Source organism: Geopseudomonas aromaticivorans, assembly GCF_019097855.1.
In the GTDB taxonomy this organism is placed as follows: Bacteria; Pseudomonadota; Gammaproteobacteria; order Pseudomonadales; family Pseudomonadaceae; genus Geopseudomonas; species Geopseudomonas aromaticivorans.
The window spans coordinates 14,490-29,575 of the sequence record NZ_JAHRGL010000062.1 but is presented as its reverse complement, the minus strand read 5'-3'; the positions used below and the strand labels follow the sequence as shown (position 1 = coordinate 29,575).

Genomic DNA, 15,086 nt, shown 5'->3' with positions numbered 1-15,086 from the left:
TGACGCAGTGCCGTCTTGTGAACAGACAGCGCAAAAAGAGCAGCCCCGGCTGCTCTTTTCGTTTGACGGATTGCCTCTTATGACCAGTAACGCTGCCCGGCGCATCGAGCAATTGCGCACCGCCATCAACGAGCACAACTACCGCTATTACGTGCTCGACGAGCCGAGTGTCCCGGATGCCGAATATGACCGCCTGTTCAACGAGCTCAGGGCGCTGGAAGTCGAGCATCCCGAGCTGGTGACGGCCGATTCGCCGACTCAGCGCGTCGGCGCCGAGGCGTTGTCCGCCTTCGGCCAGGTGCGCCACGAAATCCCCATGCTCAGCCTCGGCAACGCCTTCAGCGACGAAGATCTGCTCAGTTTCGATCGCGGCGTGCAGAGCGGGCTCGGCTTGCCATCGGCTGACCTGTTTGGCGGCGGTACCGAGGTGGAGTACAGCTGCGAGCCCAAGCTCGACGGGCTGGCGGTCAGCCTGCTGTACCAGGACGGCGTGCTGGTGCGCGGCGCCACCCGCGGCGACGGCAGCACCGGAGAGGACATCAGCGCCAACGTGCGCACCGTGCGCAATATCCCGCTGCGCCTGCAGGGCGAGGGCTGGCCGGCGGTGCTGGAAGTGCGTGGCGAGGTGTTCATGCCCAAGGACGGCTTCGAGGCGCTGAATGCCCGGGCTATCGAGAGTGGCGGCAAGACCTTCGCCAACCCGCGCAACGCCGCTGCCGGCAGCCTGCGCCAGCTCGATCCGAAGATCACCGCCAGTCGCCCGCTGGAGTTCTGTGCCTACGGTATCGGCCGGGTCGAGGGTGCGCTGCCGGACACCCACTACCGTCTGCTGCAGGCGCTGAAGAGCTGGGGGCTGCCGATCAGTCGCGAGCTTAGGCTGGCCAAGGGGGTGCAGGGCTGCCTGGACTACTACCGCGAGATTGGCGCGCGCCGGCAGGGCCTGGCCTACGACATCGATGGCGTGGTGTTCAAGGTCAACAACCTCGACGACCAGCAGCAGCTGGGCTTTCGTGCCCGCACTCCGCACTGGGCGATTGCCCACAAGTTCCCCGCCCAGGAGGAGCTGACCGAACTGCTCGACGTGGAATTCCAGGTCGGTCGCACCGGCGCGGTGACCCCGGTGGCACGCCTGAAACCGGTGCAGGTGGCCGGAGTGACGGTCTCCAACGCGACCCTGCACAACATGGACGAGGTGCAGCGGCTGGGGCTGATGATCGGCGATACGGTGATCGTCCGCCGCGCCGGTGACGTCATTCCGCAGGTCATGCAGGTGGTGCTCGAGCGCCGCCCGGCCGAGGCGCGGGCGGTGGCGATTCCGCACAGCTGCCCGGTATGCGGCTCGTATGTCGAGCGTACCCAGCTGATCAAGCGCGGCAAGGGCAAGGCCTCGGTCAGCGAGGGCTCGATCTACCGCTGCGTCGGCCGCTTGAGCTGCCAGGCGCAGCTCAAGCAGGCGATCATCCACTTCGTCTCGCGCCGCGCCATGGACATCGACGGCCTTGGCGACAAGATCGTCGAGCAGCTGGTCGACGTCGGGCTGGTCCGCTCGCCGGCCGACCTCTACCTGCTGACCTTCGAGCAGGTGGTGGTGCTGGATGGCTTTGCCGAGCTGTCCACCCGCAACCTGCTGGCGGCCATCGATGCCAGCAAGCGGCCGAGTCTGGCGCGCTTCATCTACGCCCTCGGCATTCCCGATGTCGGTGAGGAGACCGCCAAGCTGCTGGCCCGCGCCCTCGGTGCGCTGGCGCGCATCGAGGTGGCGCTGCCGGAGGTGCTGACCTGGCTGCCGGATGTCGGCCTGGAAGTGGCCCACGAGATCCACAGCTTCTTCGCGGACGACCACAACCGCACGGTGATCGCCCAGCTGCTCGAACGTGGCGTGGTGTTGCAGGAGGAGGGGGCGCTGCACGCCGAGTTCGCTGCCTGCGCCACCCTGGCCGAGCTGCTCAACAAGCTGAACATCGCCGGGATTGCCGCCACCGGGGCGAAGAACCTCGCCGAAGCGGCCGGCAGTCTCGAGGGGGTGATCGCCCTCAGCCAGGACTGGCTGAGTCTGAGCGTGACCAAGGGGCTCAGCGAGAAGGCCAGGCAGGCGCTGCGAGAGCACTTCGCCGCGCCGGCCAATGTGGTGCATGCCCGTGCCATCGAGGCGCAACTGCGCGAGTTCGGCATGCACTGGCAGAGCGAGAAGAAGGTGCTCGCCGGCCTGCCGCTGGCCGGGCAGACCTGGGTGCTCACCGGCACGCTCGAGGCCATGAGTCGTGATGAAGGCAAGGCGCGGCTGGAGGCGCTGGGCGCCAAGGTCGCTGGCTCGGTATCGGCCAAGACCCACTGCGTGGTCGCCGGCCCCGGCGCCGGCTCCAAGCTGACCAAGGCCAGCGAGCTGGGCGTGCCGGTACTCGACGAGCAGGCCTTCCTAGCCCGGCTGGCCGAGCTGGGTGCGTAGGGTACGCTGTGCGCACCTGTGGCGTTGTGGTGCGCGCGGCGCACCCTACGGCTGGGCGTAGGGTGTTGCTATCACGCTGGCCAGCGTGCTTTGTCGCGCGTGTGCTGCCAGCGCGCCGCGACTGGCGTATACTTTTGCGCTTTTCTCCAGTTCCGCCCGCGAGTGACGCCAGCCATGGAAATCAATCCGATCCTTAACAGCATCAAGGACCTGACCAACCGTACCCAGACTATTCGGGGGTATCTTTGACTACGATCAGAAGCATGACCGTCTGACCGAAGTCAATCGCGAGCTGGAAGACCCGAACGTCTGGAACAATCCGGAATACGCGCAGAATCTGGGCCGCGAGCGCGCCCAGCTGGCGCAGATCGTCGATACGCTCGACGAACTGGCCAGCGGCCTGGCCGACTCCAGCGACCTGCTGGGCATGGCCGTCGAGGAAAACGACGAAGGCGCGGTGAACGACGTCGCCAGCGAAGTCGAGCGCCTGCGCGAGATCCTCGAGAAACTTGAGTTCCGCCGCATGTTCAGCGGCGAGATGGACGCCAACAACGCCTATCTCGACATCCAGGCCGGTTCCGGCGGCACCGAGGCCCAGGACTGGGCCAACATGCTGCTGCGCATGTACCTGCGCTGGGCCGACAAACACGGTTTCGAAGCCACCATCATGGAGCTGTCCGCTGGCGAAGTCGCCGGCATCAAGGGCGCCACCGTGCATATCAAGGGCGAGTACGCCTTCGGCTGGCTGCGTACCGAGATCGGCGTGCACCGCCTGGTGCGCAAGAGCCCGTTCGACTCCGGCAACCGCCGGCACACCTCGTTCACCGCGGTGTTCGCCTCGCCGGAAATCGACGACAACATCGAGATCGACATCAACCCGGCCGATCTGCGTACCGACACCTACCGCTCCTCGGGTGCCGGTGGCCAGCACGTGAACACCACCGACTCGGCGGTGCGGATCACCCACATCCCCACCAATACCGTGGTCAGCTGCCAGAACGAGCGCTCCCAGCACGCCAACCGCGACACCGCCATGAAGATGCTGCGGGCCAAGCTGTACGAGCTGGAAGTGCAGAAGCGCAACGCAGCCGCCCAGGCGCTGGAAGACACCAAGTCGGACATCGGCTGGGGCCACCAGATCCGCTCCTACGTGCTCGACCAGTCGCGGATCAAGGACCTGCGCACCGGTATCGAAGAGAGCAACTGCGATGCGGTGCTGGACGGTGACCTGGACGAGTTCATCGAGGCGAGTCTGAAGCAGGGCCTGTAATGCACGGCGCCCCCCGTTGAACCCGGGGGCTTTCGATCTACCGCGCAAATCCCGGATGTGGCGACAGCCACGCCAAATTTGGAAGAACGACGACCATGAGCGAACAACCGCTGAACGAGCACGCCCTCCACGAGGAAGAGAACAAGCTGATTGCCCAGCGCAAGGAAAAGCTTGCCGCCCTGCGCGAGAGCCAGGCGATTCCCTTCCCCAACGACTTCCGCCGCGACAGCCAGGCGGGCGACCTGCAGAAGCAGTACGCCGAGGCCGGCAAGGAAGAGCTGGAAGCGCAGCAGATCAAGGTCAGCGTGGCCGGGCGGATCATGCTCAACCGCGGCGCGTTCATGGTCATCCAGGACACCAGCGGGCGCATCCAGCTGTACGTCAACCGCAAGACCCTGGCGGCCGAGACCCTCGAGGCGATCAAGCACTGGGACCTGGGTGACATCGTCGGCGTCAGCGGCGTGCTGGCCCGCTCCGGCAAGGGCGACCTGTACGTCGACATGCAGGACGTGCGCCTGCTGACCAAGTCGCTGCGTCCGCTGCCGGACAAGTTCCACGGTCTGACCGACACCGAGACCCGCTACCGGCAGCGCTACGTCGACCTGATCGTCAACGAGGAGGTGCGCGACACCTTCCGCGTGCGTTCCCAGGTGATCGCCCACATCCGCCGCTTCCTCAACGACCGCGGTTTCCTCGAAGTGGAAACCCCGATGCTGCAGACCATCCCCGGCGGCGCTGCGGCCAAGCCGTTCGAGACCCACCACAACGCGCTGGACATGCCGATGTTCCTGCGCATCGCGCCGGAGCTGTACCTCAAGCGCCTGGTGGTTGGCGGCTTCGAGAAGGTCTTCGAGATCAACCGCAACTTCCGCAACGAGGGCGTGTCGACCCGGCACAACCCCGAGTTCACCATGCTCGAGTTCTACCACGCCTACGCCGACTACGAAGACAACATGGACCTCACCGAGGAACTGTTCCGCGAGCTGGCCCAGAGCGTGCTCGGCAGCACCGACGTGCCCTACGGCGACAAGCTGTTCCACTTCGGCGAGCCGTTCGCCCGTCTGTCGGTGTTCGACTCGATCCTCAAGTACAACCCGGATATCTCCGCGGCCGACCTGCAGGACATCGACACTGCCCGCGCCATCGCCAAGAAGGCCGGCGCCAAAGTGCTCGGCTTCGAAGGGCTGGGCAAGCTGCAGGTGATGATTTTCGAGGAGCTGGTCGAGCACAAGCTGGAGCAGCCGACCTTCATCACCAAGTATCCGTTCGAAGTGTCGCCGCTGGCGCGCCGCAACGACGCGGATCCGAGCGTCACCGACCGCTTCGAGCTGTTCATCGGTGGCCGCGAGATCGCCAACGCCTACTCCGAGCTGAACGACGCCGAGGACCAGGCCGAGCGCTTCCATGCCCAGGTGCGCGACAAGGATGCCGGTGACGACGAGGCCATGCACTTCGACGCCGACTTCGTGCGCGCCCTCGAATACGGCATGCCGCCGACTGCCGGCGAAGGCATCGGCATCGACCGCCTGGTCATGCTGCTGACCAATGCGCCGTCGATCCGCGACGTGATCCTGTTCCCGCACATGCGTGCGGAGCAATAAGCTGCTGCTGTGAAATCACCTTGAGTCAGGTGCCCCTTGCCGTGCTCGAATGCGGCAAGGGGCACCACTCGCTGCGTGCTCCCCGTGGCTGCCCCTGCCGGCAGCGGAAAATGCCCGTTGGAATAAGGAGTGCTCCATGAACGCCGTGCGTGTGCTTGTTGTCCTGTCCTTCCTGCTGCTGGGCGGCTGTCTGGCCACCTTCAAGGAGCCGATCCCGGCGGGCGAGACGGCGCCGAAACATCTGCTTGGCACCTGGTCCGGCGAGGACGAGTGGGGCGAGGAGCGTTTCCTCGCGATCACCCGCAAACCCGACGGTGGCTACCAGGCGCTGGCCTGGCGCGAGAGCATGGCCAATCGCGACAAGGCGCGCAGCTACGATTTCACCGTGGCCCATCACGGCCGCCGCTGGTACCTGTCGGTGCCGGCTCCCGAGCGCCTGGGTGGCAACTTTGCCTTTGGCGGCTTCGAGCTGACCGATGACGACGAGCTGGTGCTCTACAGTCTGGATATCGAGCAACTGCAGGAGGCCCTGGCCAGCGGTGAGCTGGAGGGCAAGACGGTCGATACCGAGGAGGGTGACGGCGTGCTGATCGCCAGTGCGCTGCCCAAGGTCTACGCGTTCCTCGACGATCAGGCCAACAGCGATGTGTTCAGCGAGGTCGCCCGCTTTGTGCGGGTCACCGAGTAACAGGACGGGGCGATGAGCCGCAGCAAGGCGAATACCGAGTACCGGCAGACCATCCGGGCGCTTTCCGACCGCCTGGTCGAGGCGCAGACGCCGATCCGCGTACTCGACGCGATCAAGTGGGACGACGGCATTCGCGCGGACTTTCTCAAGTCCCGCGGCAGCAAGCTGCCGGCGGTGGATCGGGCCTACTACCAGAACCGGCCGCTGTCCTTCGATGCCGACCAGAAGAAGCAACAGTTCCAGCAGATCGAGCGCGACATCACTCGCCAGCTCGGCCAGTTCAGTCCGGTCGGGCAGATCATGCGGCGCATGTGCAAGGAATACCGCATGGTCATCCGCATGCTCGAGGCGCGCGGTACCGCGGACTTCGGACTGATCTCCCAGGAGCTGTACGGCTCGGCCTCCGACGCCTTCCATGCCGGCGACCCGACCCTGGCTGATCTCGGCGTGATGTTCTCCACCTACCTGGACAACATCGCCGGCCGCAGCGAGCTGAAGGACGAACCGAAGACGCTGAATGCCAGCGAGGCGGTCGCGCTGCTGCAGGGCCAGCTCAATGGCGTGTTCGGCGACGAGGCGGTGGTGCGGGTGTTCGAGTCCGACGGCATCCTCGCCGATGCCGCGGCCGGCGCCGACTACATCAAGATCCGCGCCGATGCGCTGTTCAACCAGCGCGACATCCGCGCCCTGGCGGTGCACGAGGGGCTGGTGCATGTCGGCACCACCCTCAACGGCCTCAATCAGCCGGTCTGTACCTTCCTGGCCAAGGGGCCGCCGTCCTCGACCATCACCCAGGAAGGCCTGGCCATTCTCATGGAGGTGATCGCCTTCACCTCCTATCCAACCCGGCTGCGCAAACTGACCAACCGCACCCGTGCCATCCACATGGCCGAGGAAGGCGCGGACTTCCTGCAGATCTTCCAGTTCTACCGCGATCAGGGCTACACGGCGGAGGAGGGCTACTCCAACACCATCCGCGTATTCCGCGGCTCGACCCCGGACGGCCTGCCGTTCACCAAGGACCTGTCCTACCTCAAGGGCTTCATCCTGATCTACAACTACATCCAGCTCGCGGTGCGCAAGGGCAAGCTGGAGCAGATTCCGCTGCTGTTCTGCGGCAAGGCCACCCTGGAAGACATGCGCACCCTGCGCCAACTGGTTGACGAGGGGCTGGTGGTGCCGCCCAAGTACTTGCCGCCGCAGTTCAGCGACCTCAACGCGCTGTCGGCGTGGATGTGCTTCTCCAACTTCCTCAACCACCTGAGCCTGGACCGCGTCGAGGCCGACTACGCCAACATCCTCTGACGGGCCGCAGGGCTCGTCTCTGGAATCCCCCTTTGCTGACTTTCCGGATACCCGCATGAGCGAACGCAACCCCATCCCGCTGATCCTCACCGCCGTCGGCAGCGTCGCTGCGACTGTCGCGCTGCTCGGTTTTTACGGCTATCTGCACTTCGCCAAGCCCGAGGACGCGCTGTTGCTGAGCGACTACACCATGCTCAAGACCGTCCCCGGCGAGGACTACAAGGTTTCCCTCAAGCCCGCCGACCAGGTCGCCCACTGCATCGATGGCGTGCTGGTGCTGTTCGACGTCAACCAGAAGGGCCTGACCGGGGTGCTGGTAGACAGCCAGAAGCGCGCCGTGCGTTGCGTGGGCGAGGAGACGCCGCAGGCCGAGTGAGGTTCGTCGGTCTATCCTTGCCCGGACGAGGTGATCGCGAGGGTGGGGACGATGATTGTCTGCAAGCGCGTGTATCTGCCGGCCATGCCGGAAGACGGTTTCCGCGTGCTGGTCGACCGCTTGTGGCCGCGCGGTTGTAGCAAGGCCGGCCTGCAGTTGGATGCCTGGCTGCGCGAGCTGGCGCCGTCGAATGCGCTGCGCCAGGCCTTCGCTCATGATCCCGAGCATTTCGCCGAGTTCCGCTGCGCCTACCGTGACGAGCTGGCGACGCTGCCGACGCAGTGGCGGCCGCTGCTGGAGCGGGCTCGCCACGGCACGCTGACCCTGCTGTATGCCGCGCACGACGAGCAGTTGAACAACGCCCGGGTGCTGGCCGAGTTCCTCGACGAGCAACTGGCCTTGCCGGCGCCTGGCGATTGCGCCGCGGAAGAGTCCCGATGAGACTGCTGGCCTGGCTGCGCGGCTGTGCGCTCCTGCTGTGCGCCTGCCTGCTGCAGGCGGCGCCGGCCGCGCCAGCGCTGGGCACTGCGCACGGCCCGCTGGAGCTGCACGAGCTGGTCGGCGGGCTGGAGCATCCCTGGGCGCTGGCCTTCCTGCCGGACGGGCAGGGCATGCTGGTGACCGAGCGCCCCGGCCGTCTGCGCCGGGTGTCTGCTGAGGGCGTGCTGTCGGCATCGCTGGCCGGAGTGCCGCCGGTCTACGCCCAGGGGCAGGGCGGCCTGCTGGATGTCGCCCTGTCGCCGCAGTTTGCCGAGGATCGCCTCGTCTACCTGAGCTATGCCGAGGCGGGGCAGGACGGCTACGCCGGTACGGCGGTCGGTCGGGGGCGGCTGTCTGCCGACCTGCGCGCGCTGGAGGATTTCTGGGTGATCTTCCGCCAGCAGCCCAAGCTCTCCACTGGCGCCCATTTCGGTTCGCGGTTGGTGTTCGACCGGGCCGGCTATCTGTTCGTCACCCTGGGCGAGAACAACCAGCGCGCCACGGCCCAGGATCTCGGCAAGCTGCAGGGCAAGGTGGTGCGCCTGCATGCGGATGGGCGCATTCCCACGGACAACCCCTTCATCGGCAAGGCTGGTGCGCGGGCGGAAATCTGGTCCTATGGCCATCGTAACCCGCAGGGCGCGGCGCTCAATCCGTGGACAGGGCAGCTATGGATCCACGAGCATGGGCCGCGCGGTGGCGATGAAATCAACCTTCCCCGGCCGGGGCGTAACTATGGCTGGCCGCTGGCCACCCATGGCATCAACTACAGCCTGTTGCCGATTCCCGAGGCACAGGGCGAGCGGGCGCCCGGCACCGAAGCGCCCTGGTACGTCTGGAAAAAGTCGCCGGCGATCAGCGGCATGGCTTTCTATGACAGCGCGCGTTTTCCGGCATGGCGCCACAGCCTGTTCGTAGGCGCGCTGGCTGGCCAGGCGCTGATCCGCCTGAGCCTTGACGGTGACAGGGTGGTGGGCGAGGAGCGTTTGCTGGAGTCGCTGAATGCGCGCATCCGCGACGTGCGGGCGGGGCCGGACGGCTGGGTATATGTGCTCACCGACGCGCGGGATGGCAAGCTGCTGCGGGTGGGGTTGGCGGCGCCGTGATGCAGCGGTGGGTCAATGGCGGTCCTGGCCTCCGTTGCTGGTGGGAACTCGCCGGGCGAGTGTCCCACCTTGCAGGCGCTGGGGTCAGAACCGCTCGTTGCCGCCGAGGTAGCGCCACTGGCCGGGTTGCAGCTTGGCCATGGCCACACGGCCGATGCGGATGCGGCGGATGCTGAGCACCTGCAGGCCGACGGTACGGCATACGTGGGCGATCTGCCCCGGCTGCGGTGCCTTGAGGGCGAAGCGCAGGCGGGTTTCGCTCTGCCAACTGACCTTGCACGGTGTCAGCGGGCGGCCCCGGTAGCTCAGGCCGAACTGCAGCTGCTTGAGCTGCTCCGGCGTCAGCGTGCCGACGACGTCGACGATGTATTCCTGCTCGATCTTGCTGAAGTCGTCGGTCAGCTTGCGGATCACGCCCCAGGTCTGGGTCAGTACCAGCAGGCCGGAAACCTCGGGCTCCAGCGGCAGCGGCACGCTCAGGCGCTGCAGGTGACGCTGCAGCAGATGCACGCCCGAGGGATCGTCCGCGGCGCGGCTGGCAGCGCTCAGCAACTCGCAGGCATGCTCGCTGTCCAGGTCGGCCGGCTTGTGCAGGATCAGGGTGATCGGCGGCTGGGGTTCCGCCTTGGCGCCTTCGCGCAGGGCGATGGTCTGCGCCTGCACCTTGAACTGCGGCTCCTCGACCACCTGGCCATCCACCGTGACCCAGCCGCCCTCGATATACAGCTCGGCTTCGCGGCGCGAGCAGGGCAGCTGTTCGGCGAGGCGTTTGGACAGACGGACCGGGTCGCTCATGGAATCACTTCTTGCCAATGGTGATCTGACGCGAGCTGCCGTAGACCTGGCCGCTGACACCACGGGGGATCTGCTGAACTTCACCGCCGGACTTGAGGAAGGCGGCCATCTGCTCTTCGAGCGCGAGACGGGCTTCGGCGGAGGGAACGGGGGCAACCTTCTGTTTGGAGGCGCTGGGTTTGCTTTGCATGGTGATTCTCCTGCCTGAAGATGAAAGGACTCACCATTGTACAGCATCGACGGTCATTTTTTGCGCAGCTTGACGAAATCAGGAAAGTATCTGTCGGGAAATAGGCAGGGAAAATCGCGAAATGGCCATTTCTCCCCGGCCGCCTCAGCGCTTCCGGGCCAGCAGGCGATAGCTGTTCAGGCGGCTTGCGAAGCTGTGGGTGACGGTGACCCGTCCCGGTTTGTCGCGGTACTAGCCCAGCTAGCCACTGGCCCGACCGAGCTGTTGAGCGCCTCGCGGGCCGGGCGGTCGCCGTGGACGGGCGTCTGGTCGACGATGGTGAGCTTCAGCGACATGGCGGGACCGCGCAGGGGGGAGCCGAGGGGGCATTCGGCTGAACCCCGGAAATGCAAAAGCCCCGCACGAAGCGGGGCTTTTGTTCAGACTGGAAAGTCAGATCAGACGATCTGGACTTCGTCAGCCTGCAGACCTTTCTGGCCCTGGACAACCAGGAAGGAAACAGCCTGGCCTTCCTTCAGGGTCTTGAAGCCGTCGGCCTTGATGGCGCGGAAGTGAACGAACACGTCCGGACCGCTCTGCGGGGTGATGAAGCCGAAGCCTTTCTCATCGTTGAACCACTTGACGGTACCGGTTTGGCGATTAGACATAAAAGTCTCCTTGAGCAACAGTTTTGACTGCGACACCGGAACTGCCCGGAGTCGGAACTGAGTGCAAGGAGCCAGGAAAGCTGAAATTTGAATGAATCAAGATCTAAACCATGACGCTGCAGCACAGTGGTCGATAACCTAAACGGTAATTTCGTCCGGTGCAAATTCTTTCTACGGCCGGCTTTTTGGCCCCTTGTACCCGTGTGGCGTCGGGCGTCCTTGTGGGGAATGCGGCAGCCTGTAAATCGTCTTTTCAATCAACAAGATAGCTATCTCGGTACGGCCTGGCCGCGGCCCGCTGCGTCCGTCGGGAAGCCATGCGAATACGCCGCCGCTTGCCTCGCGTGTGCCCGCAATTCGCCGGCCGTTCTCGGCTAGAATGCTGCCTCTGGCAATCCAAGGTAAGCGACATGGCACTGATCGGGCGGTTCAATTCTCTGCAGGTGGTCAAGCACACCGACTTCGGCCTCTATCTGGACGGCGGCCCGGACGGCGAAATCCTCCTGCCCAAACGCTATGTGCCCAAGGGCGAGCCGTGCGAGATCGGCGACTGGCTCAACGTGTTCGTCTACCTGGACAGCGAAGACCGCATCATCGCCACCACGCAGACGCCCAAGGTGCAGGTCGGCGGTTTCGCCAGCCTCAAGGTAGTTGAGATCAGTCATGTCGGCCTGTTCCTCGATTGGGGGCTGCCCAAGGACCTGTTCCTGCCGCACTCCGAGGAAAAACGCCCGCTGCAGGTCGGCGACTACTGCGTGGTGCACGTCTATCTCGATGCGCGCACCCGGCGCATCACCGCCACCGCACGGCTGGACCGCTATCTGGACAAGATCCCGCCCAACTACCAACCGGGGCAGGCCGTCGAGCTGCTGGTGGTCGAGCGTACCGACCTCGGCTTCAAGGCGATCGTCAACGGCAAGCACTGGGGCCTGATCCACAAGAACGAGCTGTTCAAGTTCCTCCGTCCGGGCATGCAGGAAAGCGGTTACATCCGCGAGGTGCGGGCGGACGGCAAGATCAGCCTTAGCCTGCAGCCGATCGGCAAGGTGGCGGCCGACAGCCTCGGCGAGCAGATCCTCGCCAAGCTGCGCGCCGAGGGCGGCAGCCTGGCGCTGAGCGACAAGAGCCCGCCGGAAGTGATCAGCCGCCTGTTCGGCGTAAGCAAGGGCAACTTCAAGAAGGCCATCGGCGCCCTGTACAAGCAGGGGTTGATCGTCATCCTCGACGAGCGCATCGAGCTGCGCTGAGCCGAAGGTGATCCGGCACGCGGCCGATGTCCGCGTGCCGGCGGCGTCCTCCCGCGCTGTGCGAAGTCAGGGGCGCTTGCCCCAGAGCTCCTGCAGGCGCGCATCGCGTCCGCAGGTGGTGCGGTAGTAGTAATAGCGCAGCGGGTTCTTCCGGTAGTAGTCCTGGTGGTACTCCTCGGCGGGGTAGAAGGTGCCGGCGGGCAGGATCTCGGTGACGATCGGCTTGGCAAAGCGCCCGGAAGCCTGCAGCGCCACTTTCGACGCTTCGGCCAGGCGTTGCTGCTCGGGCGTGCGGTAGAAGATCGCGCTGCGGTACTGCGAGCCAATGTCGCAGAACTGCCCGGTGGCGGTCAGTGGGTCGATATTCGGCCAGTAGGCGTCCAGCAGCTTGGCATAGCTGGTCTGCGTCGGATCGAAGCGCACCAGCAGCGCCTCGACATGGCGGCTGTGCCCCGCCGATACCTGCTCGTAGCTCGGATTGGCCAGGGTGCCGCCGGTATAGCCGGAGGTGGTGGACAGCACGCCCGGCACCTTGTCGAAGTCTGACTCCATGCACCAGAAGCAGCCGCCGGCGAAGATCGCCGTGGCGGCCTGGTCGTCGGTCGTGGCGCTGTTCTCCGCCGCGTCGGCATGCGGCATGCCGGTCACGGCGCTGGTGGCCAGCAGCAGCGCCAGCAAGCCGCGGCGCAGGCCATCCGGCAGCGCTGGATACGCAATCGCGCGGCTCATCATTAACTCCTCAGTTCGGGCAAGGGGTCGGCGCGTGGCACGAAGCGCAGTGCCACGCCATTGTTGCACCAGCGCTCGCCGCGTGGCGGCGGGCCGTCGTCGAACAGATGGCCCTGGTGGCCGCCGCAGCGCGCGCAGTGATATTCGGTTCGCGGCCAGATCAGGCGGAAGTCGCGCTTGCGCCCAACGTGTCCGGCGATCGGCTGGGTGAAGCTGGGCCAGCCGGTGCCGCTGTCGTACTTGTGCCGACTGTCGAACAGCGGCAGGTAGCAGGCGGCGCAGACGAAGGTGCCGTCGCGGTGTTCGTCGTCAAGCGGGCTGCTTCCGGACGGTTCGGTGGCGCCCTCGAACAGCACTCGGTAGGCCGCTGGCGTCAGCACGGCGCGCCAGGCGGCGGGCGGCTTGTCGAGCGGGGTCACTGTCGGGGTGCCCGGCGCGGCTGCCTGCGCAGGATATGCGCCGAACTCCAGCAGTGTTGCGGCAGGCAAGCAGGCCAGGGCCTGCAGCAGGATGCGTCTGTTCATCGCCGGCTCCCGAGAAGGGGTATGCGAAGATTGGACAGTTCCCGCCGTCAAGTGTTGCCGGTGTGGCTACTGGTGGTGACGGATTATGCCGTCAGGCGACATACGGTTGTTCTGTGCACCCGGCGGCGCAGGATCGAGAGCAACACGATCCCGCGCCAGTTCCGCGACCTGCAAACGGGCCGCGCGGCCGATGCGGCCTCAGTCGATGCGGGTGAAGGTGGCGGTGCCGATGCCCTCGATCTCCTGGATCAGGGTGTCGCCGCCATCCTCGATGCGGGCGTGCAGCAGCGTGCCGCCGTTCTTGTCGCGGGCAGTGACGTAGCCGTCCTTGTGCTCCCAGGTGGCGATGGCCAGTTTGCTGTCGCCCTCACGGATGAACTCCGGCGTCAGTTCGACGGTGGTGCTCCGCACCTTCACGCCCATGGCCTCGGTGGTCATGTCGAAGGTGCCCTCGATGCCATTGCCGGCCAGGGCTGTGCCGGCGTAACCGCCCAGTGCGGCCAGCAGGATGCCGAGAGTGGTGAGCTTGAGCGTATTCATGGCGTGCCTTCCTTGTCGATGACGTTGAGCCGTCGCTTTCCTGGTTGGAGTGCAGGCGGTCAACGTGATGGCTGAGCGATGCGAGTTGCGTGGCGCTCCGCTGCCGGCATGCCGGGCGGAATTGCTGCGACTGGGGATCAGCTTAGGAGGCGCAAGGCAGGCTTTTATTGACTTGGATCGTCAAAAAGCCTGCAATTTCATGAACTTATCGTGACAGTGCGGGCGGGGGAGGCTGGCTGGCGTGCCGGGCCTCGCCCGTCGGCTGGTGTTTCAGGCCGGTGCGGAGGTGTCGCGGTTGCGGATCATGTCGGCGATGCCCTGCAGCGGTCCCTTGAGCATGGCTTTCACTTCATCGCTAGCACCGACCTGCTCCAGGGCGCGATCCATGCACAGCAGCCACTGGTCACGCTCCTTCGGGCCGATGGCGTAGGGGCGGTGCGGGCCGGTCATGCAGATCGAGCCGTACTTCTGCGCATAGAGGTGAGGGCCGCCTAGCCAGCCGGACAGGTACTCGAACAGCTTCTGGCGGATTGCGGAGAGATCCTCGCCGTGCATGCGGCGAATGTCCGCGGCTTCGGGCAGGCTGTCCATGCAGTCGTAGAAAGCGTCGCACAGACGGCGAACGCCATCCTCTCCGCCCAGCAGTTGATAGGGAGTGTTCATGCGGCTCTCCGTCGTGTTGCGAAAAGACTTGATGCTGCCCGAGTGCGACGGCTGGGACTTGATCCAGATCAGCAAGTCGACTTCCGCCCGGCGGGCGCGACGCTGGTTTCAGCGCTTGCCCATCGACTTGCGGGTGCCCCTGGGAGCCGCGCCCGGGCGCTTGTCGTGATTGCTCTTGCCGTTGCCAGGGTGCAAGGGTTGTCCGTCGTTCTTCTTGGGCGCATAGGTTTTGGCCGAGAAGGGGAAGCGGAAAGCCGGAACAGCGGCCTGGGGAGCTTCGCTGGCCTGGTCCTGTTGCGGCTGCTCGGCGCAGTCGGCCTCGGGGGCAATGGGTTTCGACGTCATGGTGTATCCGAAATAGCGGTTGAGGGGTTCTAGATCGCCAAGCATCGGCGCACGTGCTGCGCATTATACCTGCATAGACGCCCAGGCATTGAAGCTTGGCCGGATGGCATGTGCCGGGCTGGATGTGATTGCGT

The 15,086-nt window shown here is 65.5% G+C and carries 17 protein-coding genes; 9 read left to right on the top strand and 8 right to left on the bottom strand.

Annotated features, from left to right (window positions below; all coding sequences use genetic code 11):
- Nucleotides 1–79 precede the first annotated feature (79 nt).
- The 8 genes from ligA (at nucleotide 80) to KRX52_RS17385 (ending at nucleotide 9,272) form a co-directional block, all read left to right on the top strand.
- Nucleotides 80–2,446 (top strand): NAD-dependent DNA ligase LigA, encoded by a 2,367-nt coding sequence (gene ligA, locus KRX52_RS17420; protein WP_217683008.1) that lies wholly within the window; start codon nucleotides 80–82, stop codon nucleotides 2,444–2,446.
- Nucleotides 2,447–2,620: 174 nt separating this feature from the next.
- Nucleotides 2,621–3,716 (top strand): peptide chain release factor 2 gene (gene prfB, locus KRX52_RS17415; protein ID WP_217683007.1). Its coding sequence is split into 2 segments (ribosomal slippage): nucleotides 2,621–2,692 and nucleotides 2,694–3,716, totalling 1,095 coding nucleotides; the frame shifts between segments, so codons are not numbered across the junction.
- Between the two features lie 95 nt (nucleotides 3,717–3,811).
- Nucleotides 3,812–5,317: a lysine--tRNA ligase gene (gene lysS, locus KRX52_RS17410; RefSeq protein ID WP_217683006.1), complete on the top strand. Its 1,506-nt coding sequence runs from the start codon at nucleotides 3,812–3,814 to the stop codon at nucleotides 5,315–5,317.
- A gap of 136 nt (nucleotides 5,318–5,453) precedes the next feature.
- The gene (locus KRX52_RS17405) at nucleotides 5,454–6,005 is read left to right on the top strand and encodes a hypothetical protein (protein ID WP_217683005.1); all 552 of its coding nucleotides are present in this window, start codon (nucleotides 5,454–5,456) and stop codon (nucleotides 6,003–6,005) included.
- Between the two features lie 12 nt (nucleotides 6,006–6,017).
- Entirely contained in the window at nucleotides 6,018–7,310 is a 1,293-nt protein-coding gene (locus KRX52_RS17400) for a flavohemoglobin expression-modulating QEGLA motif protein (RefSeq protein ID WP_217683004.1), read from the top strand.
- Between the two features lie 55 nt (nucleotides 7,311–7,365).
- Nucleotides 7,366–7,686 carry a PA3694 family proteiin gene (locus KRX52_RS17395; protein WP_217683003.1) on the top strand — a complete coding sequence of 107 codons (321 nt, stop codon included), beginning with the start codon at nucleotides 7,366–7,368 and terminating at the stop codon, nucleotides 7,684–7,686.
- A gap of 51 nt (nucleotides 7,687–7,737) precedes the next feature.
- A complete protein-coding gene (locus tag KRX52_RS17390; protein ID WP_217683002.1) occupies nucleotides 7,738–8,127 on the top strand; it encodes a DUF488 domain-containing protein in 390 nt (129 codons plus the stop codon).
- Nucleotides 8,124–9,272: a PQQ-dependent sugar dehydrogenase gene (locus tag KRX52_RS17385; RefSeq protein ID WP_217683001.1), complete on the top strand. Its 1,149-nt coding sequence runs from the start codon at nucleotides 8,124–8,126 to the stop codon at nucleotides 9,270–9,272. Before KRX52_RS17390 ends, KRX52_RS17385 begins: the two co-directional genes overlap by 4 nt.
- An 84-nt stretch (nucleotides 9,273–9,356) precedes the next feature.
- Here KRX52_RS17385 and KRX52_RS17380 read toward each other — a convergent pair whose 3' ends face one another.
- The 3 genes from KRX52_RS17380 to KRX52_RS17370 form a co-directional block, all read right to left on the bottom strand.
- On the bottom strand, nucleotides 9,357–10,067 hold the full coding sequence (locus KRX52_RS17380) for an rRNA pseudouridine synthase (RefSeq protein ID WP_217683000.1): 711 nt from the start codon (nucleotides 10,065–10,067) through the stop codon (nucleotides 9,357–9,359).
- A gap of 4 nt (nucleotides 10,068–10,071) precedes the next feature.
- Complete coding sequence (locus KRX52_RS17375) at nucleotides 10,072–10,257, bottom strand: PFL_1563 family small protein (RefSeq protein WP_217682999.1); 186 nt, start codon at nucleotides 10,255–10,257, stop codon at nucleotides 10,072–10,074.
- A 437-nt stretch (nucleotides 10,258–10,694) separates the two neighbouring features.
- Nucleotides 10,695–10,904 (bottom strand): cold-shock protein, encoded by a 210-nt coding sequence (locus tag KRX52_RS17370; protein WP_217682998.1) that lies wholly within the window; start codon nucleotides 10,902–10,904, stop codon nucleotides 10,695–10,697.
- Nucleotides 10,905–11,314: 410 nt separating this feature from the next.
- Between KRX52_RS17370 and KRX52_RS17365 the strand changes: the two genes are divergently transcribed.
- A complete protein-coding gene (locus tag KRX52_RS17365) occupies nucleotides 11,315–12,151 on the top strand; it encodes a CvfB family protein (RefSeq protein ID WP_217682997.1) in 837 nt (278 codons plus the stop codon).
- 66 nt (nucleotides 12,152–12,217) lie between these two features.
- Here KRX52_RS17365 and msrA read toward each other — a convergent pair whose 3' ends face one another.
- From msrA to KRX52_RS17340, 5 genes are all read right to left on the bottom strand, one after another.
- A complete protein-coding gene (msrA, locus tag KRX52_RS17360) occupies nucleotides 12,218–12,880 on the bottom strand; it encodes a peptide-methionine (S)-S-oxide reductase MsrA (protein WP_254797653.1) in 663 nt (220 codons plus the stop codon).
- Between the two features lie 2 nt (nucleotides 12,881–12,882).
- The gene (gene msrB / locus KRX52_RS17355) at nucleotides 12,883–13,404 is read right to left on the bottom strand and encodes a peptide-methionine (R)-S-oxide reductase MsrB (RefSeq protein WP_217682995.1); all 522 of its coding nucleotides are present in this window, start codon (nucleotides 13,402–13,404) and stop codon (nucleotides 12,883–12,885) included.
- Nucleotides 13,405–13,602: 198 nt separating this feature from the next.
- Entirely contained in the window at nucleotides 13,603–13,944 is a 342-nt protein-coding gene (locus tag KRX52_RS17350; protein ID WP_217682994.1) for a hypothetical protein, read from the bottom strand.
- Between the two features lie 270 nt (nucleotides 13,945–14,214).
- Entirely contained in the window at nucleotides 14,215–14,607 is a 393-nt protein-coding gene (locus KRX52_RS17345; protein WP_217682993.1) for a group II truncated hemoglobin, read from the bottom strand.
- 108 nt (nucleotides 14,608–14,715) lie between these two features.
- The gene (locus tag KRX52_RS17340) at nucleotides 14,716–14,952 is read right to left on the bottom strand and encodes a hypothetical protein (RefSeq protein ID WP_217682992.1); all 237 of its coding nucleotides are present in this window, start codon (nucleotides 14,950–14,952) and stop codon (nucleotides 14,716–14,718) included.
- Nucleotides 14,953–15,086: the final 134 nt, after the last annotated feature.